Genomic DNA, 19,942 nt, shown 5'->3' with positions numbered 1-19,942 from the left:
AACAATGATCGACACCTCGTTTCATAGCTTTACGGAAGACCTTCGCCAGCGGCTGCAAAAACCGCTGCCGGGCGAAGTAGCTCACCAGAAAATGGCGTCGACAGCCCGGTATCGGCTTGGCATTAAACCCAACGAACGGACACGCCGAAGCGCGGTGCTGATTTGTTTCTACCCCTATCAGCATTCCATTTATTTACCACTAATTCTGCGGCCTCAGTATGATGGCGTTCATGCGGGCCAGATGGCGTTCCCGGGTGGGCGAATGGAACGTATTGACGAAAACCTGACCCGTACGGCCCTGCGTGAAGCCCAGGAGGAAGTAGGCATTCGTATATCGGATGTAAAAGTATTGGGTCTACTGACTGAGTTATTTATTCCACCCAGCAATTTTTATGTACAGCCCGTAGTCGGCATGCTTCCCTACCGGCCGGATTTTTACCCGGACCCTCGAGAGGTTGAAGCCGTAGTGGAAGTCGAATTAACGACGTTACTGGACGAAACCATCGTTGGTGATAGCCAGATTGAAGTACGAGGTACGCTCGTTGACGCGCCGTTCTATCAGATTCAGGGCTACCGCGTTTGGGGCGCTACGGCTATGATGATCAGCGAGTTATTAATGGTATTGAATGCGGATTAATCTTTTTGTGCATCGGCGTATAGTGTTGCCAGATTAAACGTCAGGCCATCGGTGATCGTTACGTTATGATCCCAGCCGTTCCGGATTACAATCTCATCAGCGGACTCAGACTCCCAAATAACGGGTATAGTTTCCGTGAAAATCCAGATTACTTTCTTTACGCCAAACTCATGAAGCTGGCGCGTTTTTTTTACAAAATATTCGTGCTGGTAATGATATTTACTTAGATCGGCCTTTGTATCAATTTCAATGACATAATCCGGAGCAATAGGCATGTACTTGTTCCATAAGGGAATTCCCTTTAAACGCGTCTTATCGTAGAGAGCAATATCACACGAACGCCATTTCTTTTTATCGATCTGCACACCCAGCTCACTTGCCAAAATTCGAAATTGGTTGTTGTATGGATGTGAAAACAGAAAACGTTGAATAATCTCAACTAAATAACTCTGCAAATAACTTGCGCCCATGATTGCTTCCGGTTCTTTGAGACCATTCAATACGTCGCGATAGCCCGCGTAGTATATTGGTTTGTCGTCCATTTCATAGACGAGCTGGCTCAACAAAAGTTGCCGTTGTCGCCGTTGTTCGGGCGTCATGGCTGCTTTCTTCGGTTTTGTAGTCTCCTCTACCGGCGTCATAGCGTTTTATTTTAGGCTAATATATAAACAAACCCCATATGAGACCTATATGAACGACTAACAAGCGTAGCATTTCCGTAGTTATGATAGAAATTTGAGAATGCACCCCCTGTCAGAATCTAATCAACAGGGCAAATTCCTTTCCGAAAATCGCCGTCTGTAGATTTTCTTTTAAGTACTTCCTGTACTTCATACCTGCACCTTTATTTTGAAGGCTGCTACCCGATAAAGGGTTTCAACTGATAGGAGCAGAATGAATCTTGGCAAATTCCACTTTAACTGATAATAAAGTAGCGAAGAGGCATTATACGCTTAGGCATTTTTACGGATATAGCAACATTTACAGCCTGCTAAACACGGTAAAAAAACAATTATGGAATCCGCTCATATTCGGGTATTTGCGTCTTGAAATAGTCGCTAACGTTGATAGATTTGCATTCTGTAACAATAGCGGCTGTTCTGTCGTTAAAATCTCTAGTTCTTCCTGCAAATAATTACTCTGTGAAAAGATGGATTGCTATCGGTCTCGTCGTTTTGGTGCTCGGCGGGATAATTGTGTATAATAAAGTGTTACACCCCGCTCCAGGGTCTTCACCCGGCGGTTCGGGCGGAGGAGGTGGTAAAGGCGGTTCTGAAGGAAAGGGGGGAGCAGGTGGCAAAGGCGGACAGGGCGGAGGAGGTCCAGCGAGCGTAAATGGCTTTGTCGTTATCTCCCAGCGACTCAAAGAAGATGTTGTTTCCAGCGGTTCCTTACTGCCTAACGAGCAGGTAGATATCTATCCCGAAATTTCGGCGCGTATCATCCAGCTCAACATTCGCGAAGGGCAGCCTGTAGCAAAAGGCGATTTGTTAGTAAAACTGTTCGATGCCGATTTACGGGCGCAGTTGCAAAAGCTTCAGGCGCAGGCCGACAATGCCCGTCGTACGGAAGAGCGGAACAAGCAACTGCTGGAACGAGGGGGTATTAGTCAGCAGGAATACGACATCGTAACGACTAATCTGCGATCGTCGCTGGCAGATATTGATCTGGTTAAAGCCAATCTTCAACGAACCGAAATTCGGGCACCCTTTTCGGGTATTATTGGTTTACGAAATGTGAGTGCCGGAGCTTTAGTGTCTCCCAATACGTTAATTGTTCGCTTACAGCAGGTATCATCGCTAAAGCTGGACTTTTCAATTCCTGAAAAATACGGTCAGTACGTACATCCTGGAAGTCAGATTTTGTTTTCCGTGGATGGAAGTGTGCAGCCTAGCCAGGCCGTTGTTTATGCCATTGAGCCGGGCGTAGAAGAACAAACGCGTAACCTCCGCATCCGGGCGCGCGTCAATAATGCGTCTATACGGTTTCGACCTGGTACGTTTGCCCGCGTTACGTTAACGGTTCAAAATGAGCAGAGTTTAGTGGTTCCGACACAGGCCGTTATTCCGCAAACGCGTACGAATCAGGTCATCGTTGTAAAAAATGGCAAAGCCGTTTTTAAAGATGTAAAAACCGGTCTTCGTACCGCAGGTACCATTCAGATTTTGTCTGGACTGCAACGGGGTGATACGGTGGCTACAACCGGTCTGCTGTTTCTAAAGCCCGATTCACCGGTTAAGGTTGGGAAGGTTATTACGATACCGGGCACTAGTCCCAAAATAGCCGCAAACTAAAACGTTAAACAGTTGTACAGTTATACAGGTGTCTGACGCATCCAAAACTCTATAACGCTGTAACTCAATCATGAGTCTACCCGAATTAAGCCTGAACCGGCCCGTGTTCGCGATGGTGATGTCGATTGTTATCGTACTGTTCGGTATCATCGGCTTCACCTTTCTCGGTGTTCGCGAATACCCGGCCATTGACCCACCCGTGATTTCGGTACGTACCAATTATACTGGAGCGAACCCCGAAATCATTGAATCGCAAATTACTGAGCCTATTGAAAAATCGCTTAACAGTATCGAAGGCATTCGAACGATCTCATCGAACAGTTCCTTAGGGGCCAGCACGATTACGGTTGAGTTTAACCTGGACGCCAATCTGGAGCAGGCGGCCAACGATGTACGCGACAAGGTATCGCAGGCTCAGCGACAACTGCCACAAGACATCGATGCGCCACCCGTTGTGACGAAAGCCGACGCTAACTCGGACCCGATTATTTTCATGAACGTGCAGAGCACGACACGTAGCGCCACGCAATTGTCGGACTATGCCGAAAACGTGCTTCAGGAACGACTACAGACCATTCCGGGCGTCAGCCAGGCTAACATTTTTGGCTTAAAACGCCAGGCGATGCGGCTTTGGATTGACCCGATTAAAATGTCGGCCTATCGCCTGACAGCACAGGATATTCAGACTGCTTTAACAGCGCAGAACGTTGAATTACCGGGAGGAAAGGTTTATGGCAATACGACTGAGCTGACGGTAAAAGCCGTAGGTCGGTTAACTACTGAGGATGACTTTAATAACCTGATTCTGCGGCAGACCAGTAACCAGATTATCCGTTTTAAGGATGTTGGCTATGCCTTGCTCGGAGCTGAAAATGAAGAAACAACGTCAAAGCAGAACGGAGCCGTCGGTGTAATTCTGGCGTTGATTCCACAGCCAGGTGCTAACTACGTGAGCATTGCTGATGAGTTCTACAAACGGTTTGATCAGTTAAAAAAAGATTTACCTGAAGACATCATCGTTTATGTTGGGACAGACCGAAGCATCTTTATCCGTCGGGCCATTGAGGAAGTGGGCGAAACCCTGCTCATCTCGTTTGTGCTGGTGGTACTGGTCATCTACCTGTTCTTCCGCGACTGGCTTATTGCGTTCCGTCCACTGATCGACATTCCCGTATCGCTTATTGGCGCATTCTTCATTATGTATCTGGCCGACTTCAGTATTAACGTACTGACGCTGCTAGGGATCGTACTGGCAACGGGTCTGGTCGTTGACGATGGTATTGTCGTAACGGAGAATATCTTCAAGAAGGTTGAAGAAGGGATGGATACCGAAACCGCAGCCAAGGAAGGTTCCAACGAAATTTTCTTCGCGGTTATATCAACATCTATTACCCTGGCTATTGTATTCTTACCCATCATCTTCCTCCAGGGATTTGTGGGAAGATTATTCCGTGAGTTTGGTATCGTAGTCGCAGGGGCCGTTTTGATTTCGGCCTTCGTTTCGTTGACGCTAACGCCTGTGTTGAGCGTAAAACTGACTAGTAAAAACCACGGTCGCTCCTGGTTTTATCGAAAAACCGAACCGTTTTTTAACTGGCTGGACGAAACGTACCGCGACTCATTGAATAGTTTCATGCGCAAGCGAGGTTGGGCGTTCGCAATAATCGGCGTCTGTTTATTGCTGATTTTAGGGTTGGGATCATTTCTTAAATCCGAGCTGGCTCCGCTCGAAGACCGGGGCCGTACCCGAATTTCAATCACCTCACCTGAAGGGACCAGCTTCGAAGCCCAATCAGCTATAACCGACAAGGTTCTGCAGTTCGTACTCGACTCGGTTCCGGAAAACAAGCTGGCCTTTAGTGTTGTAGCGCCTGGTTTTTCGGGAGCAGGAGCCGTGAATTCGTCGTTTGTGATGGTGAACATGACCGATCCAGCCGACCGAAAACGGTCTCAGCAGGAGATTGTCGACTACCTAACCAAGAACTTCAAAAAATTCAGCGAAGCCCGCATATTTCCCACACAGGACCAGACCATTCAGGTTGGTCGTCAGGGAGGAGGGCTACCGGTTCAGTTCGTTATTCAGAATCTGAACTTTGAAAAGCTGCGGGAGAAACTGCCAAAATTCCTGGATGAAGTCCAGAAAGATCCCACGTTCCAAAACTCCGATGTTGATTTAAAATTCAATAAGCCGGAACTGAACATTACCATCGAACGCGAAAAGGCAACGAATCTAGGCGTTTCGGTACAGGACGTAGCGCAGACGCTGCAATTAGCCTTGAGTAACCGTCGGTTGGCTTACTTCCTGATGAATGGAAAGCAGTATCAGGTAATTGGGCAGGTAGCTCGCGACGACCGGGACGCTCCCGTGGATTTGGCATCGTTCTACGTCCGCTCGAATGCAGGGCAACTTATTCAGCTGGACAATCTGGTTAAGTTTCAGGAGGTTAGTAGTCCACCGCAGGTATATCACTACAACCGATTTAAATCGGCGACAGTCTCGGCGGGTCTGGCTCCCGGCAAAACGGTTGGTGATGGCGTAGAGGTTATGCGGGCTATTGCCGCTCGTACGCTTGATGATACGTTCCAGACAGCGCTTTCTGGCCCCTCGCGCGATTACGCGGAGAGTTCGGGTAATACGTTATTTGCCTTCGCTCTGGCGCTGGTTCTGGTTTATCTAATCTTAGCGGCTCAATTCGATTCGTTTATCGACCCGTTCATCATCATGATTACGGTACCACTGGCGCTTGCCGGAGCCGTGTTCTCGCTATGGATGTTTAATCAGACGCTGAACATTTTCAGCCAGATTGGTATCATCATGCTCGTGGGTCTGGTCACGAAAAACGGGATTCTGATCGTGGAGTTCGCGAATGAACAGCGGCTGACGGGCAAGAATAAATTTGAAGCGGCTGCTGAGTCAGCGGCACTACGTCTGCGACCGATTCTGATGACAACTCTTGTGGCCGCTTTTGGCGCGTTGCCGCTTGCTCTGGCGCTTGGTTCAGCCTCAAAAAGCCGGATTCCGCTGGGTATCGTTATTGTAGGCGGTCTGATTTTCTCTCTCGTTCTGACGCTCTACGTAGTGCCGGTCATTTACACATACCTGACCCGCCGGAAGGATGTACAGCCCGAAAATCCAGGACCGAATCCTACGGAGAAACGACCGCTGCCTCAACCGGAAGGTCGTCCTACTGGCGATACCACAAAGCCTCAGGAGATGCAAGTACAGATATAGTATCAGTAATAGTACTAGTCGCAACAGGGGTGAATCTGAGTTACAGATTCACCCCTGTTCGTTTTTTAGTCGACTACGGTTGGTTAAAAATTAGGTGCTTTCTGCTTAGTTTACTAACAGGCCATTATCGCACAAACCAATGGTCGCTTTTTGACAACTCCATTCGCATGAAACGCTACGTATTACTTTTTCTTTTGATCGGCCATATGGCCATCGCCCAAACTCCTATTGACGTCAATAAAGAATTTGCCTTTGCGACTCAGCAGTATGGCCTTATGCTGAAGAGTCATCCCGACACGACCAAGTTTCCCCAGTCTACAAAGCCCGACGGGACGCCCGATGATCGAAAATCTGATTGGTGGTGTAGTGGTTTCTTTGGTGGTTCGCTCTGGTATCTATACGAACGTACCAATGATCCTGTCTGGAAAGAAGCGGCTCATAAATGGACAATGGCCGTAGCCAAAGAACAATACAATACCGGTACACATGACCTCGGCTTTATGCTGTATTGCCCGTTCGGCAATGGCTATCGACTGACCAAAAATGCGGCTTACAAACCGATCATGCTGACCGGTGCCAAGTCGCTATCGACACGGTTTGATCCAAAAGTTGGGGTCATTAAGTCGTGGAATAAATTTCAGACCTACAATTATCCCGTTATCATCGACAACATGATGAATCTGGAGTTTCTGTTTTGGGCCGCGAAAACTTCGGGGAACAAGGAATTCCGGGACATTTGCCTGACTCATGCCGACAATACGTTGAAAAACCATTATCGGCCTGATTATAGCAGTTACCACGTCATTTGCTATAATCCAGATGGTACAGTGGCTGCGAAGAAAACGGCGCAGGGTGCCGCCGACAATTCGGCCTGGGCGAGGGGACAGGCGTGGGGATTGTATGGCTATACGGTAATGTATCGCGAAACGAAAGATCCCAAATACCTGGCTCAGGCCCGGCACATTGCTGATTTCTATCTGAAACACCCGAATTTACCCGCCGACAAAATTCCGTACTGGGATTTCAATGCACCCAATATTCCGAATGAAGAGCGCGATGCATCAGCGGGAGCCATTACAGCCTCTGCCCTACTCGAACTCTGTACCTACGGTGGTCCTTCTGCTAAGACGTATTATCAGTCAGCCGTGAAGATGCTGGAGAGCTTAGCCAGCCCCGCCTACAAAGCGACTTTAGGCGAGAACAATAATTTTATTCTGAAACATAGCGTAGGTTCCAAACCACAAAAAAGTGAGGTCAATACGCCTATCGTCTATGCTGACTACTATTACCTGGAAGCGTTGCTACGTTATGATGCGCTGAATAAAAAGGGAAGCTTTAAATCTTAACTAACGATCTATTAGAACCCTATCCCACCTAGTATTCAGGCGAAAAAGCTGGTTTTCTGAACGTTAACTAAGCTTTGCCCACTCGAATTTCCATGGCGCAAGGCTTCAGCAATAGTTATGATCTGATCACCCAGCTTCCCTTGCTCGCCAATACCGGACTGGTTATAGGCCCGCTGGCGAAGGGGTTCCCAGGCGAAGAGTTCAGTCTTGGCATCGTAAATGCCCACCGGAATTCGTCTTGAATCCATCAAAAGCCGTTGCAGAAGTGATTCAGCCTCGGCCTGCGTTCGACAGCCAATATGATGAAAGTGCTCGTTGAGCAGATATAATACTGAAAAGCGTTTCATGTTGAGTATAATTTAATGACTAGAAATTGAGAGTATCCCCAACTCTTCAAGGTTGGTCCTTGCTGACGATCAAAAAATAGTGTATAGCAAAGAACCTCATTTTAAGAGAACGAAGTAAGTAAACGCACATCTGAACCGGCAAGCCTAACTGTGCGGTCCCAGTCACTACGTTTTCCCTTTCGCAGACCGTTAGTTTCAACGCGCAGGCAGCATTAGAATCAATAAAGGCTCAGTGCTGCTTGCTACGTGATAACCAAACCTTTATGCTGGTTCGTGAAATAGTAACAAAAATCGTTCAATTAGACCACTCAGCCTATGACTGAAAACGTAACAAAAAAAATACTCATCAGCCGAAGACATGATGAGTATCAGGTTTTACCACACTTACAATCTCTGTACAATAGGGAATGCCAACGCTTACCGCTTGATTTCGGTCTACCCAGGAAAACATATTTATGAAGACCTTGAAGTCGCTTTTGATCCTATTGATCGGGTTATTGGGGTGCTCAAAATCTACTCCTGATCCCGCTTTTAGCGGAGATACAAGTGCTGTGTTGAATGAACAGGCTTGGGGTGGCTTTTCGACTACCTGGCGAAACGGCATTACCAGTGACCCTAGTGGGGTTAATACGGTTAACCTCATTATCCAAAACAAGTTACCCTATCCAAAAGCCCGATTACAATCTCCTACCCTTTGTGCAGGGTATTGCGGAGATCAATCGCTTACATTTATCGGCGTACCTTTAGCTGTGGGGGTGTATACCGTCTCGACTCAACAATCCTGTTCAGCCAGCACAAATCAAGTAGGTGTAAGTTTTATGACATTAATTGGGGGCGATGTAATTCGAGATCAATACAAACCAGACTTAACCAGGAATGGAACGATCAGGATTACCAGATATGACCTGCAACGAGGTGAAATTGAGGGTACGTTCGAGGTTTCTTTACTCAGAGACAACAGTAGCCAGTCTACATCCGATGCGGCTGAGAGAGTCAATTTTAAGAATGGATTGTTTCAGGCTAAGTTACCTTAAGTATTGGTATAACCCTGGCATTTCACGGACTGCACTGGCATGGCTAGGTACAAACTATGCCAGCGCAGTTGTTATACCATTACTCTTGCTCCCGTCGGACAGACTGGACTGTGACAATGGTTGGAGCAGATTGGTAAAAATCGAACAGTACGCGGCCTAACAACTCATGACTAACCGCACTCAGGTGTTCAGGATCATTCGGCAGAAAATACTCTTCCCGAAGTTGAATAACCGAATCGGCATCAAAAACACTAAAAATCTGTTGATCAGCCTCTTCCAGCAGAATAGATCGGCTTTGTCTTTGCAGCCATCGGCTAACCCACGTTCGGTGTGGCAACGGGGTTAGTAACAATACATTATGACGATAAGGACGTAACTGCTTCAGTAAAGCCGATATACCCGCTAAACCATAGGGTGGCCAAACCATGGAGAGCAAGGCGGTTTTAAGCGCTTTTAAACGATTCAGAAACGTAACGTGGACTTTTGGTTTTTCCAGCGCCAGCGGATGAGGCAAAATAGGCATCGCTACCCGCGGCATACCCGACAGATCGTTTTTGGTAGACTGCAACAGGTTGTGATTGAACTGTAGGATGATGAGGTCATAGCGATCCAGAGGCAGTTGGGCCAGCGTCAATGCGATTTGTGGCATCGTCAAATGTGCGTACGCTTCAACCGAAATATCTTGTCCCGTCCGGCTAATGTGACGGATAAAATGCCCCAAATAGCTTAGTTTTCCACCCGACAGCCCATAGCCGTAGGTATGTTCATCACCAATCACTAACACTTTCATTGCACACCAATAAACGGGGTGAGTAAACCCATTTATTGCCTTTACGTTACGTTGCAGACAAATGTGGCAGTACAAATAAAAAAAGATAACTTGATAGAGGCCTGCAACGTTATAGGTTGGAAAAGCGTAGTGTCTTTGTAATCAGGATTGTTTACGTTAATCTGCCCGAACTTTGTTTTTCCGAAAATCGTCTACGTTCGCCGACAATGACTTACTGAGTGTCATTCGGGCTTGCCGCGCCAACGATCCGCGAGCGCAACGAACGCTGTTCAAACAATTTTTTGGTTACGCCAAAAGTATCTGTCTCCGCTACACATCGAGCGTCGAAGAAGCCGAAGATGTTCTGAACGAAGGGTTTCTCAAAGCGTTTCAGCATTTAGACAGCTACGATGAAACGTTGCCTTTCAAGGCCTGGCTACGAACAATTCTGGTTAACACTTCCATTAGCCACTACCGAAAAAATCACCGGCAGGATCAGCATAGTTCGCTGGAAATGGGAGAGCAGGTGGCGGTTAACGATGACATTGTCGATCAGATTGCCGCCGAAGAGATTCTGGCGTTAGTGCAGCAACTCAGCCCAACGTATCGAACGGTTTTTATGATGCATGTAGTGGATGGGTACAGCCTGCATGAAATCGCCGGAATTTTGAACCATAACGAAGCGACGGTGCGATCGAATTACGCGCGTGCCCGACAGAAATTGCAACTTCTCATCAAACAAGCCTACCACGCTAAGACTGGCTCAACAGCTACGATTCCATATCATGAAAACTGACCGATTTACCGATATTATCCGGCGAAAACTGGAAAGTATTCGGCCGGAGTTTACCGACAAAGATTGGGCGCGGATGCAGTCAACGCTCAAAGACGCTAACTTATACCAGCCTAACACCCCTGGCGCGAATAGCCCATTTTCAGGTGGTGTCTGGTCGGGGCAGTCATGGCTTCTGGCAGCTGCGTCTATCAGCACAGTTGCCTTAATCGCCTTCAGTATCTGGCAGCGGCAGGAAATCAACCAGCTCCGCCAGACAATCGGGCAACTGCATCCGAATGCTACAAAACAATCCGCACCAGTCCCATCGGTCTCGGGTTCGGATGTGATTCTGAACGAACGCGTACAGCCCGACGTAGTGCATGTGGATAAAACTACGTCCGCTCAAAAATCACAGGAAACAACGGCTTCAGCGAATCGGAACGAGAGTCAGGCCGTTCGTCCGGATACGGTTTACATTACTCGTTACGTTCCTGTACCATCACGAACAAGGGCAGACGTACGATCGGAGATACGTAGTGACGAGCGATTTAGTCAACATACGGAGACACCTCCGGAACAACGGTACGCTACTGATAACCCTACGGCTTCTCCGGTCATTACGCGTCAACCTACTAACCAGACTAAAAACCAACAAACGGAATCGTATGATGTATCCTCTACTCCTTCTGTTGCCAAGAATACCAATAACGAATCATCAGTAATCAATAAATCGACTAATACGTCTGTTAAACCGTCCAATACGCTTACAAACGAAAAAAATTCAATTGGTCAGACGAAGGGTGGGCGGAATCGGGAGACGAGACGTAACGACGTATTACCGTCAACTTCTGCTGATGATCAGGGAAACGTAGTAGCCAATACGAATGTCGGGGATAATAAAGCCAACCCAACTGAAACGGCGGGGACAACGAACGAGACCTCGGCGACCTACGAGACAATTGCCAGTTTGCCCTTATCGACTGAAGGTATAAACTGGGGAGCGGCATTGGCCCAGCGGGCGAAACGAATGCGTCCAGCCCGCACAACGGTAGTTAATGCAGAACCTGCCCAAACACAGGCGCAGACACCTGCCAGCCAGCCCGTGCAGCAGGTAGCAACTCGTTTCCGGGCGGGTGTGGGTGGAGAAGTTACCTCTCGTTTGTGGAGTGCAGGCGTCTTTACGGAAGTTTTACTTGGGCGGCACTGGACGCTGGGCGTCGGTCTTAGTCAGGCTACGTTCCTGAACCGATTTATTACTGAAGAAGATTTCAATGACCGCACCGAGCGCGATTTCCGAAAGGAATTTGCCCGTCCTAATGATGCCTGGCGGGATATTTTAAACATTGACACGCGACAAATACGGCTTCAGATACCGGTAAGTCTTGGCTATCGAATTCCGATTAATCAGAGTTTAACCTTCTTACCCACGGCTGGTATGTATTTAAACCTGACGAACTCAGAAAATATAACTTACTACTGCCGCGATATATTAAAACTGCCTTTAAAGCCTCAAGTACAGCGTGGGTTTGATGAGATAAATACGACCAGAAGTCAACCGGTTGCCCTCGTCAGCAATTTTGCCTTAACTACGGGGATCGAATGGCAACGTAGTCACTGGGTCGTACAGGCTAGCCCCGTGCTAAACATACCCATACAAAGTAACCAACAGCTGAAACAACCAGACCTCAACTGGCAGAAAAATACGACAGTTGGCTTGCGGGCCAGACTATTGTACCAGTTTTAATAGGCATAAACGTTGTCTAAAAAAAAGCATCAGTGGCTGACATAGGCGTGAAAACCTGCGTGTCAGCCACTGATGCTTTTGGACCTACTTATCTTTCGATTCTTATGACTTGCTTGATGCTACCCGCCAAATGCGGCCTGATGCGTCATCGGCAACCAGCATCGAACCGTCAGGCATCACGGTAACCCCGACAGGCCGACCATGCACATCTTTGTTATTTCCGGCCAGAAATCCTGTCAAAAAATCTTCGGGTTTTCCAGGCTTACCATCCTGAAACGGCACAAACACAACTTTATAACCTACGAGTTTCGAGCGGTTCCAGGAGCCATGTTGCCCAATGAAAGCACCGTTCCGGTATTTTTCAGGGAAGGCCGTTTTGTCGTAAAAAGCTAGTCCGAGCGACGCGGTATGTGATTCTAAGGGAACATCAGGGACGAGTGTCTTTTTGACCAGATCGGGGCGCTCACCTTTCCGACGTGGATCTTCGTTCGGGCCTAAATAAGCGTAAGGCCAGCCATAAAAGGCGCCTTCTTTCACACTGGTCATGTAGTCAGGTACCAGATCATCGCCCAGTTCGTCACGTTCATTAACAGCTGTATACAGAACTTTAGTAGTGGGCTGCCAATCCATCCCAACCGGATTTCGCAGGCCGCTGGCATAAATGCGCTCGCCGGTGCCGTCCGGATTGATTTCCAGGATATTCGCTCTACGTTTCTCGTTATCAATGCCGTGTTCAGCCACATTACTGCCTGAACCAACCGTGATAAAAATTTTCTTTCCATCAGGACTAGCCAGCAAATTACGCGTCCAGTGATTGTTATAACCACCAGCTGGCAAATCCAGAATCTTTTTTCCTGGCGCGGTTATTTTCGTCTGGCCCGGCTTGTAATCATAGCGCATCAACCCATCCGTATTGGCTGCGTAGAAATAGTCACCTAACACCAACATACCAAAAGGCTGATTCAAACCCGTAAGGAATACTTCTTTCAGGTCAGGTTTTCCGTCTTTGTTCGTGTCGCGAAAAAGCGTGATGCGGTTGGCACTGGCACCAGTCCGTTCCGACTTGTTTCGTCCTGTAACAGCATTGAGGGCTATATCTTTGGGTTTATCACGCTCAGTGTTGGCCTCGGCAACGAAAATATCGCCATTGGGCGCTACGTATATCCAGCGTGGGCTCGCCAGATCCCGGGCAAATTCCGTAACGGCAAATCCAGCGGGTGCCTTCGGAGTTTCCCCCTCAGACCAACCTGTTACGTTGCTAAAATTCTTGGCTGATTTGGTTGCGTATGGCGCAGGCAGCTCAATGGTTGTGTCGGCGGCAACAACCGATGTTTCGGTCTGGTTCGCTTCTTTTTTCTGGCTACAAGCCAGCATCGTTACAGCCAGCACAGTGGCTGACAGAGCAAATGTTGTTTTCATCGTTGAGTCAATTGTGTTTACGTGCTTTACCGATCGTTACGTGGCAAGCTGCTACGTATCAATCCTTGTTGATACACATAAACCTTCAACTCATAGATGAGCCGTTTAGTTACGGATTGTCTTTTTTAGCCGTTAATTCACTTCCCTGAATGGCCATGGTCAGTCCTGTTACCGCTTTTGTCGTAGCATCCCGAACAAACGTAATGATCGAACCATACGAACTGGTTGACTTATACGTATCTACTTTGGCCTGTTTAACCAGTTTATTTTTTCCATAGTCATCGGCAGCGCCATAGATCTCCCCCTTTTCGGCAGTGATAACGTATTTTTGAACAGGCGAACCACTGGCAAACGTGTATGAACCGGCATACGCTTTCGTTGAATCGGCAGACGAAGCTGGCGCTGACTGGGCGTTTGCTACGTTGACCAGCATCGACAAGCTGATCAGAAAAAGAAAGTTTACAAACAGTTTCATTGGTTGATAAGGGTTTATGGTTAGATAATACGTCTATCAGGATGTACCACGCCATTAAGAAGTTTTACAAGGTACGCGAAAATTTGGCGTACGGAATAGGCCCTTTGTAAAATACCTCGCTTACGGCTTTCATGTCGAAACGCCGATAGAAATCAGCCGCGTCCAATCGAGCGTCGCACCAGAGTGTCGTAGCACCTAAATGCCGGGCTTCGGTGATGATGTGTTTCATCAAGCGCGTACCGATCCCCTGTCGCTGACGGTCAGGATGGGCCGCAAACTTCCGAAAACGAGCCGCTCCATCGCTGACAAATAGTGAAATCACGGCAATTAACTTGTCATCCTCAAATGCACCAAAATGATGTCCTTCAGCATCATTTTCAACTTTTACGTAATCAAACGGCTTATCGGGCCAAAGCACTGAGTGACGGAGCGGATACGTCTGTTCGTGAGCGATAGAACGGATGGCAACCATAGGTCAGTTCTGAAATTAAAATGGCAGTTTTCCTAAATCGACATTCCCGCCGGTTAAAATAAGACCGATTTTCTGCCCTGCAAACTGGTCCTTATGTTTCAGGACTACAGCCAGTGGGACCGCACAGGATGGCTCGATAATGATTTTCATCCGCTCCCAAACCAGTCGCATGGCGGCAATAATTTCTGCGTCCGAAACGGTTAAAATATCAGCGACATGTTCACGAATAATCGCCAGAGTTCGCTCACTGAGCGTGGTCATCAGGCCATCAGCAATGGTGTTGATATAGGGGGCTTTCTCAATCCGTCCACTGTGGAACGATAAAATTGCATCTGCCGCGCCTTCAGGTTCTCCGGCAACCACGCGCGTTGCTGGCGACAGGTAATGTGTCGTCAGCGCTGTGCCACTCAACAGCCCTCCCCCGCCAACGGGCGCTAAAATTGAATCGAATGGTCTGGTCCGGCGTTCCGGCTCAGTGCCGTACTTCTCCATCCCGGCATCCTCAATCAGTTCTTTTGTCGCGGTTGCCTGCCCGGCGATGACGCGATCATCATCGAACGGGTGGACCAGCACCGCACCCGTTCGTTCGATCACATCACGGACGCCCTGTTCTCGGGCTTCAAGGGTTGGCTCACATTCAATCACTTCGGCACCGTAGCCCAACACAGCCGCCTTTTTGACATGCGGGGCGGTACGTGGCATAACAATGTAAGCAGGTAAGCCAACCTGTCGGGCGGCAAAAGCCACTGCTTGCGCATGATTCCCAGACGAGTGCGTTGTAATGGCCTTACCTTCTTTATTGGCCGCTACCTGCAGCACGGCATTTAAACCGCCCCGTGCTTTAAAAGCACCGATTTTCTGGAAGTTTTCACACTTAAAAAATAGCTTAGCCCCGGCCAGTTCGTCGATGGTCTGATTGGTCAGAACGGGCGTCCGATGAATATATGGCCGGATTCGGTCGTGAGCTTGCTGAATGGTCTCGAAAGAAATCATTGGGTACGTAGTAGTCGAATGGTGGCAAATTACGAAGAATTTCTCCTTCAGGCTTGTACGGCTTGTTTTGCACAGAGTCTAAATCCGCTACAAGACAAGCCCGAATCCATAAAGGTGGCCGAATTAGTCATGAGTATTTTCGACGTAGCAGTCTGCTTTTACGTAACGGAAAGCGGTCTTTGGCTGCCAGTCCTCATTGTCAAACCTATTCTGTTATGACCTCCAATCGTCGTTCGTTTTTGAAACAAGCTGCTGTTTCGCTGGCGGGTATGGCCGTTTTTCCAACTGCTTTTGCCGAAACTCCTCCTAAAAAAATGTGGTTCGATATTTCGCTGGCCGAGTGGTCATTGCACAAAGCCCTGTTCGCTAAGAAAATCACGAATCTGGATTTTCCCGGCATCGCCCGTAAAGAGTTCGATATCAGTATTGTTGAATACGTCAATCAGTTCTTCAAGGACAAAGCGCAGGATAAAACGTATCTGAACGATCTGCTTACCCGTTGCAAAGACAATGGCATTACCAATCACCTGATCATGATTGACGGTGAAGGAGATATGGCTTCACCTGATGCGACCAAGCGCGCGCAGGCTATTGAGAATCACCACAAATGGGTCGAATGCGCGAAGTATCTGGGTTGTAAAACCATTCGGGTAAACGCAGCCGGACAGGGCACCGAAGAAGAAATGGCCAAGGCTGCGGTCGAGAGCCTCAGCAAATTAGGTGAGTTTGCCAAAACCATGACTATCAATGTGATTGTTGAAAATCACGGCGGTCCTTCCTCCAACGGGAAATGGCTATCGGGCATTATGAAGCAGGTAAATATGAAAAACGTTGGTACGTTACCTGATTTCGGCAATTTCTGCATTAAGCGTGGCGAAGGGCACTCCTGCCTGGAAGAGTACGACCGCTACCAGGGCGTGAAAGAACTGATGCCGTATACCAAAGGGGGCGTCTCAACGAAGTTCTACAACTTCGACGCGAACGGCAACTGCGTCGAAACCGACTATACCCGCATGTTGAAAATCGTGAAAGACAGCGGTTTTAAAGGCATAGCCGGTATCGAATATGAGGGTGATACGTTGGACGAATACGAAGGAATCCGTAAATCGAAAGCCTTGCTGGAACGTATGGGCCCAATGGCGTAGGGCGTTAACGCTAATCTGAAATCATAACTTCTAAACAGAACAGGCTTGGCACTTTGCCAAGCCTGTTCTGTTTAGAAGTTATGATTCGTTATTGATCATCTTCTTATCTGATTTAGTCAGTAATTTCAATAAAAACGGATTACAGTTACCCATTTATCCCATCAGGAACTCGGTATTTCAGCGTTTCAATACGTTCAACGTTCGTATTTGGGAAGGTGTGCTGATCCGTAGTAGGTATAAGCCCGATTCCTGCTGGCCTATTCCTACATCTTCCGAATGGTGTGGCTGATCCAGCTTAATCTGTCGATCGATAACTGTTCGCCCCATTACGTCAACCAACCATAACCGAACGGGTTGATCGGTATCTCCCTCAATATCGACTGTAAATTTTTCTGAAACGGGATTGGGGTAAATCCTCGCCCTCAGGGTTACGTCCAGCCTGGACGGTGCTGCCACGCGAGCGGGAGAATTTACCGGACACAGCGCCCGTATATCAAACAAAGCTGTTACGGTTAATCCATTCTGACGGGCGTACAGCGTAATGGGTTTAGCATCGGCAGCCGTGCGCAATTCCGTATCGACAAACTGGTTGGGATTTGTTGTCCAGCTGGTTATGCCGGGCGCCATGTATTCAATCAGCGTATTGTTCCCCCCGCTTGTCTGGAACGTAAAAGCACCACTTTGGCAATTATAGAGCGGAGTGATCAGCTGTAGCCCGCCGTTCATGGGCGGTTGACCCACCGGACACAGCGCCCGTATGTCGAACAAAGTTGTAACAATCACCCCGTTCTGGCGAGCGTATAGCACAATGGGTTTAGCATCGGCAGCTGTCCGAAGTTCAGTATCCACAAACTGGTTTGGATTAGCTGTCCAGCTTGTTATACCAGGAGCCATGTATTCGATAAGTGTGTTGTCGCCCCCACTCGTCTGGAAGATAAATTGGCCGGTTGTACAGTTGTAGATTGGTGCAGTAAGCACCAGAGACTGTGGTCCAACCGGTGCAGTATCTACTTTATAAAGCTCGACACCTGTAGCAGGATCATTGTGTGTGTAAAAAAGCGTGCCGTTGACGTTTGTTAGATTGTAGGTAAAATCAGATGACATGACAACGCTTGATGCCGTACTGGAAGTAGGGTCCGTCTTGTAAATCGACTTTTGCGCACTGACAAAATAAAGCGTTCCGTTCACATTTGTTAGATAGCTCGGCGCAACTGCATCCGTTATTTTTACCGTACCAGCTCGCGTACCATCCGACTTCCAGAGATTACCGGCAAATACGAAGTATAATGTTCCATTTACATTCGTTAAGTCAGACGGTCGAGCAGCCTGAGCGGACGTAGCGTCATAGGGGATGTCGTTGCTAAGCGGATTATCATTGGAAGATTTTCTGAAGGACCCAAAGAAACTGGCATTAGGATAATCGGGTCCGTTTGATTTGAACAAGCCCCAGTATATGCCCGTTCCAGCCCTTACAACACTGTTTGTGTAATACAGCGTACCATTTACATTCGTCAGATTAGCCGCATCTGCCGCTTCAGCCGGATTCCCGATTCCATCGTTCACTTTTACCGTACCGGCAGCCGTGCCATCTGATTTCCAGAGCCGATACGTATTCGTTGACGATTCATCGGCGGCAAAAAAGAGCGTTCCGTTGACATTAATCAGGTTCCGAATTTTTGTGTTTTCTGTACTGGACGTAATTGTTTTTACTAATGTCGTCGTGGCTTCCGTACCATTCGATTTATAGAGTCCTCCTGCGTATATGAAATAGAGCGTCCCATTGACATCCGTTAGCTGCGAAATTTTGGGATAAGCTGGCGCTTCGGACGAATAATACTTGATCCGCCGGGTGCCGGGCGAACTGGTACCGTTTGATGTAAACAGCCCTGTGTAGCCGAATCCACCCAGCGCCAGCGTATTGGAGTAATAGAGTGTACCGCCCACGCTGGTCAAATTAGCAGGGTCTTTACTCTCTGCTTTGTTCGTCTGACCATCCAGCAGTTCTACCGTGCCAGCAGCCGTACCGTCCGATTTCCAGAGTTCTCCAACTACACCGAACCCAGTCGCTACCCTGGCGCTGAAAAATGCAGTTCCATTTACATTCGTTAGATACTTAACCTCACCATCAACAGCATCCGGCCCGATGTCTTTGACAAGTGTTGTACCCTGTTCCGTGCCGTCCGATTTCCAGAGTTCCTTCCCATGCACACCATCATTAGCCACAAAATAGAGAACTCCGTTGATGTTAATAAGCTGCTCTGGCGTTGATGAAGCAGCGCCAGAGCGAATGTCCTTGACACGAGTTTGGGCATTGACGACAAGACTACCCAAAACAAACGGCCACACAAGTAAATTACCTAATTTTCTGTAGAGTATTTTCATAATGAGAGGATTCGTTTAACGAGCTGCAATCAATCTGCGGCTCAGCCTCTTAAAGGTGAAAATTCTACAAAAATTTCTCTGCAAAAATTGAGTAATCGGTATATTATTATGAGACAACGTTTTTCAAACGTTACTTAATGGCTCCCATGCCGCCGTCTACGCTGATCACCTGGCCCGTGATCCAGCTAGCCTGATCAGAGAGCAGATAAGCCGCCATGCTGGCTATATCGTTTGGGGTGCCAATCCGGTTCAGGGGATGGCGTTTGGCCCCTGACTCCCGCTTTTCATCACTACTTAGCAGGGTCTGCGCTAAAGGTGTATCCGTGAGCGAAGGCGCGATGGCATTGACCCGAATGTTGATCGGCGCGAATTCGGCAGCCAGCGACTTGGCTAATCCTTCTACTGCCGACTTGGCCACCGATACCGATGAATGTAACCCCATTCCTAACTTAGCCGCGACCGTGCTGAAGAGAACAACGCTGCTCCCCTTTGCGTTTTTTAGCGCTAAGTAAGCAGCATGAATAGCACCAACTGCACCCAGCACGTTGATTTCCAGATCAGACCGGTAATCGTCGATGGTTAGCCGATGAAACGGTTTAAGATTAATGCTACCCGGACAATAGATCAGACCGTGTAATACGTCAGGAAGTTGCGTCAGTGCATCAGCCGCGGGTGTTTGCAATACGTCCCACGTCATGTGCGTAGACGGGAGGTCTTCGGGTGGGCGTCGACCTGCAGTAAATAGATTAGCGCCCTGTTCCTGAAGCTGTTTGGCCAGTGCGTAACCGATGCCCGAGTTACCACCAATAATCAATATGTTTTTGTCTTTCATAACGAACGTCCGCTTTACGATTGAAAGCTTCTGACCTTATGTCGGT

Annotated in this window: 18 protein-coding genes; 9 read left to right on the top strand and 9 right to left on the bottom strand. The window is 48.1% G+C overall.

Translation table 11 applies throughout. The features are described from left to right. Window positions 1-4 precede the first annotated feature (4 nt). Window positions 5-637 carry an NUDIX hydrolase gene (locus tag IC230_RS24395; RefSeq protein ID WP_191041674.1) on the top strand — a complete coding sequence of 211 codons (633 nt, stop codon included), beginning with the start codon at window positions 5-7 and terminating at the stop codon, window positions 635-637. On the opposite strand, the gene IC230_RS24390 is transcribed toward IC230_RS24395, so the two are convergent. Continuing rightward, window positions 634-1,278: a PDDEXK family nuclease gene (locus IC230_RS24390; RefSeq protein WP_191041673.1), complete on the bottom strand. Its 645-nt coding sequence runs from the start codon at window positions 1,276-1,278 to the stop codon at window positions 634-636. The genes IC230_RS24395 and IC230_RS24390 overlap by 4 nt on opposite strands. A 501-nt stretch (window positions 1,279-1,779) precedes the next feature. Here IC230_RS24390 and IC230_RS24385 point away from each other — a divergent pair. The 3 genes from IC230_RS24385 (at window position 1,780) to IC230_RS24375 (ending at window position 7,509) form a co-directional block, all read left to right on the top strand. After that, window positions 1,780-2,931 (top strand): efflux RND transporter periplasmic adaptor subunit, encoded by a 1,152-nt coding sequence (locus IC230_RS24385; RefSeq protein ID WP_191041672.1) that lies wholly within the window; start codon window positions 1,780-1,782, stop codon window positions 2,929-2,931. A gap of 70 nt (window positions 2,932-3,001) precedes the next feature. Then, window positions 3,002-6,163: an efflux RND transporter permease subunit gene (locus IC230_RS24380; RefSeq protein WP_191041671.1), complete on the top strand. Its 3,162-nt coding sequence runs from the start codon at window positions 3,002-3,004 to the stop codon at window positions 6,161-6,163. A 167-nt stretch (window positions 6,164-6,330) separates the two neighbouring features. Beyond that, the gene (locus IC230_RS24375) at window positions 6,331-7,509 is read left to right on the top strand and encodes a glycoside hydrolase family 88 protein (RefSeq protein WP_191041670.1); all 1,179 of its coding nucleotides are present in this window, start codon (window positions 6,331-6,333) and stop codon (window positions 7,507-7,509) included. 35 nt (window positions 7,510-7,544) lie between these two features. On the opposite strand, the gene IC230_RS24370 is transcribed toward IC230_RS24375, so the two are convergent. Continuing rightward, window positions 7,545-7,856: a hypothetical protein gene (locus IC230_RS24370; RefSeq protein WP_191041669.1), complete on the bottom strand. Its 312-nt coding sequence runs from the start codon at window positions 7,854-7,856 to the stop codon at window positions 7,545-7,547. A gap of 455 nt (window positions 7,857-8,311) precedes the next feature. Between IC230_RS24370 and IC230_RS24365 the strand changes: the two genes are divergently transcribed. Continuing rightward, window positions 8,312-8,890: a hypothetical protein gene (locus IC230_RS24365; protein ID WP_191041668.1), complete on the top strand. Its 579-nt coding sequence runs from the start codon at window positions 8,312-8,314 to the stop codon at window positions 8,888-8,890. Window positions 8,891-8,969: 79 nt separating this feature from the next. Here IC230_RS24365 and IC230_RS24360 read toward each other — a convergent pair whose 3' ends face one another. Beyond that, on the bottom strand, window positions 8,970-9,680 hold the full coding sequence (locus IC230_RS24360) for an SGNH/GDSL hydrolase family protein (RefSeq protein WP_191041667.1): 711 nt from the start codon (window positions 9,678-9,680) through the stop codon (window positions 8,970-8,972). Between the two features lie 172 nt (window positions 9,681-9,852). On the opposite strand from IC230_RS24360, the gene IC230_RS24355 reads away from it, so the two are divergent. Beyond that, the gene (locus tag IC230_RS24355) at window positions 9,853-10,455 is read left to right on the top strand and encodes an RNA polymerase sigma factor (RefSeq protein ID WP_191041666.1); all 603 of its coding nucleotides are present in this window, start codon (window positions 9,853-9,855) and stop codon (window positions 10,453-10,455) included. Further along, window positions 10,445-12,178, top strand: a complete 1,734-nt coding sequence (locus tag IC230_RS24350) for a hypothetical protein (RefSeq protein ID WP_191041665.1) — start codon at window positions 10,445-10,447, stop codon at window positions 12,176-12,178. Before IC230_RS24355 ends, IC230_RS24350 begins: the two co-directional genes overlap by 11 nt. A gap of 102 nt (window positions 12,179-12,280) precedes the next feature. Here the strand turns inward: IC230_RS24350 and IC230_RS24345 are convergent, their stop codons facing one another. The 4 genes from IC230_RS24345 to IC230_RS24330 form a co-directional block, all read right to left on the bottom strand. After that, on the bottom strand, window positions 12,281-13,597 hold the full coding sequence (locus tag IC230_RS24345) for a PQQ-dependent sugar dehydrogenase (RefSeq protein WP_191041664.1): 1,317 nt from the start codon (window positions 13,595-13,597) through the stop codon (window positions 12,281-12,283). A gap of 109 nt (window positions 13,598-13,706) precedes the next feature. Further along, window positions 13,707-14,072: a DUF3471 domain-containing protein gene (locus tag IC230_RS24340; RefSeq protein ID WP_191041663.1), complete on the bottom strand. Its 366-nt coding sequence runs from the start codon at window positions 14,070-14,072 to the stop codon at window positions 13,707-13,709. A 64-nt stretch (window positions 14,073-14,136) separates the two neighbouring features. Next, window positions 14,137-14,544, bottom strand: coding sequence for a GNAT family N-acetyltransferase (locus IC230_RS24335; RefSeq protein ID WP_191041662.1), 408 nt, complete (start codon window positions 14,542-14,544; stop codon window positions 14,137-14,139). A gap of 15 nt (window positions 14,545-14,559) precedes the next feature. Further along, on the bottom strand, window positions 14,560-15,537 hold the full coding sequence (locus tag IC230_RS24330) for a threonine ammonia-lyase (protein WP_191041661.1): 978 nt from the start codon (window positions 15,535-15,537) through the stop codon (window positions 14,560-14,562). A gap of 18 nt (window positions 15,538-15,555) precedes the next feature. On the opposite strand from IC230_RS24330, the gene IC230_RS24325 reads away from it, so the two are divergent. Together IC230_RS24325 and IC230_RS24320 are read left to right on the top strand one after the other, a co-directional pair. Beyond that, a complete protein-coding gene (locus IC230_RS24325) occupies window positions 15,556-15,756 on the top strand; it encodes a hypothetical protein (protein WP_191041660.1) in 201 nt (66 codons plus the stop codon). Next, window positions 15,753-16,682, top strand: a complete 930-nt coding sequence (locus IC230_RS24320) for a sugar phosphate isomerase/epimerase family protein (protein WP_191041659.1) — start codon at window positions 15,753-15,755, stop codon at window positions 16,680-16,682. The genes IC230_RS24325 and IC230_RS24320 overlap by 4 nt, the downstream gene beginning before the upstream one ends. A gap of 177 nt (window positions 16,683-16,859) precedes the next feature. Here IC230_RS24320 and IC230_RS24315 read toward each other — a convergent pair whose 3' ends face one another. Both IC230_RS24315 and IC230_RS24310 read right to left on the bottom strand, forming a co-directional pair. Beyond that, on the bottom strand, window positions 16,860-19,064 hold the full coding sequence (locus IC230_RS24315; protein ID WP_191041658.1) for an ELWxxDGT repeat protein: 2,205 nt from the start codon (window positions 19,062-19,064) through the stop codon (window positions 16,860-16,862). A gap of 130 nt (window positions 19,065-19,194) precedes the next feature. Next, entirely contained in the window at window positions 19,195-19,896 is a 702-nt protein-coding gene (locus tag IC230_RS24310) for an SDR family NAD(P)-dependent oxidoreductase (protein WP_191041657.1), read from the bottom strand. Window positions 19,897-19,942: the final 46 nt, after the last annotated feature.

This window comes from Spirosoma validum (genome assembly GCF_014699035.1).
Taxonomy (GTDB): domain Bacteria; phylum Bacteroidota; class Bacteroidia; order Cytophagales; family Spirosomataceae; genus Spirosoma; species Spirosoma validum.
Note: the sequence above shows the minus strand (reverse complement) of the source record. Positions and strands in the feature narration are given on the sequence as shown.

Bases quoted from the DNA above. Each gene is read 5' to 3' on its own strand.
- IC230_RS24395 (WP_191041674.1), top strand. From the start codon at position 5: ATGATCGACACCTCGTTTCATAGCTTTACGGAAGACCTTCGCCAGCGG.
- IC230_RS24390 (WP_191041673.1), bottom strand. From the start codon at position 1,278: ATGACGCCGGTAGAGGAGACTACAAAACCGAAGAAAGCAGCCATGACG.
- IC230_RS24380 (WP_191041671.1), top strand. From the start codon at position 3,002: ATGAGTCTACCCGAATTAAGCCTGAACCGGCCCGTGTTCGCGATGGTG.
- IC230_RS24375 (WP_191041670.1), top strand. From the start codon at position 6,331: ATGAAACGCTACGTATTACTTTTTCTTTTGATCGGCCATATGGCCATC.
- IC230_RS24370 (WP_191041669.1), bottom strand. From the start codon at position 7,856: ATGAAACGCTTTTCAGTATTATATCTGCTCAACGAGCACTTTCATCAT.
- IC230_RS24365 (WP_191041668.1), top strand. From the start codon at position 8,312: ATGAAGACCTTGAAGTCGCTTTTGATCCTATTGATCGGGTTATTGGGG.
- IC230_RS24360 (WP_191041667.1), bottom strand. From the start codon at position 9,680: ATGAAAGTGTTAGTGATTGGTGATGAACATACCTACGGCTATGGGCTG.
- IC230_RS24350 (WP_191041665.1), top strand. From the start codon at position 10,445: ATGAAAACTGACCGATTTACCGATATTATCCGGCGAAAACTGGAAAGT.
- IC230_RS24345 (WP_191041664.1), bottom strand. From the start codon at position 13,597: ATGAAAACAACATTTGCTCTGTCAGCCACTGTGCTGGCTGTAACGATG.
- IC230_RS24340 (WP_191041663.1), bottom strand. From the start codon at position 14,072: ATGAAACTGTTTGTAAACTTTCTTTTTCTGATCAGCTTGTCGATGCTG.
- IC230_RS24335 (WP_191041662.1), bottom strand. From the start codon at position 14,544: ATGGTTGCCATCCGTTCTATCGCTCACGAACAGACGTATCCGCTCCGT.
- IC230_RS24330 (WP_191041661.1), bottom strand. From the start codon at position 15,537: ATGATTTCTTTCGAGACCATTCAGCAAGCTCACGACCGAATCCGGCCA.
- IC230_RS24325 (WP_191041660.1), top strand. From the start codon at position 15,556: ATGGTGGCAAATTACGAAGAATTTCTCCTTCAGGCTTGTACGGCTTGT.
- IC230_RS24320 (WP_191041659.1), top strand. From the start codon at position 15,753: ATGACCTCCAATCGTCGTTCGTTTTTGAAACAAGCTGCTGTTTCGCTG.
- IC230_RS24315 (WP_191041658.1), bottom strand. From the start codon at position 19,064: ATGAAAATACTCTACAGAAAATTAGGTAATTTACTTGTGTGGCCGTTT.
- IC230_RS24310 (WP_191041657.1), bottom strand. From the start codon at position 19,896: ATGAAAGACAAAAACATATTGATTATTGGTGGTAACTCGGGCATCGGT.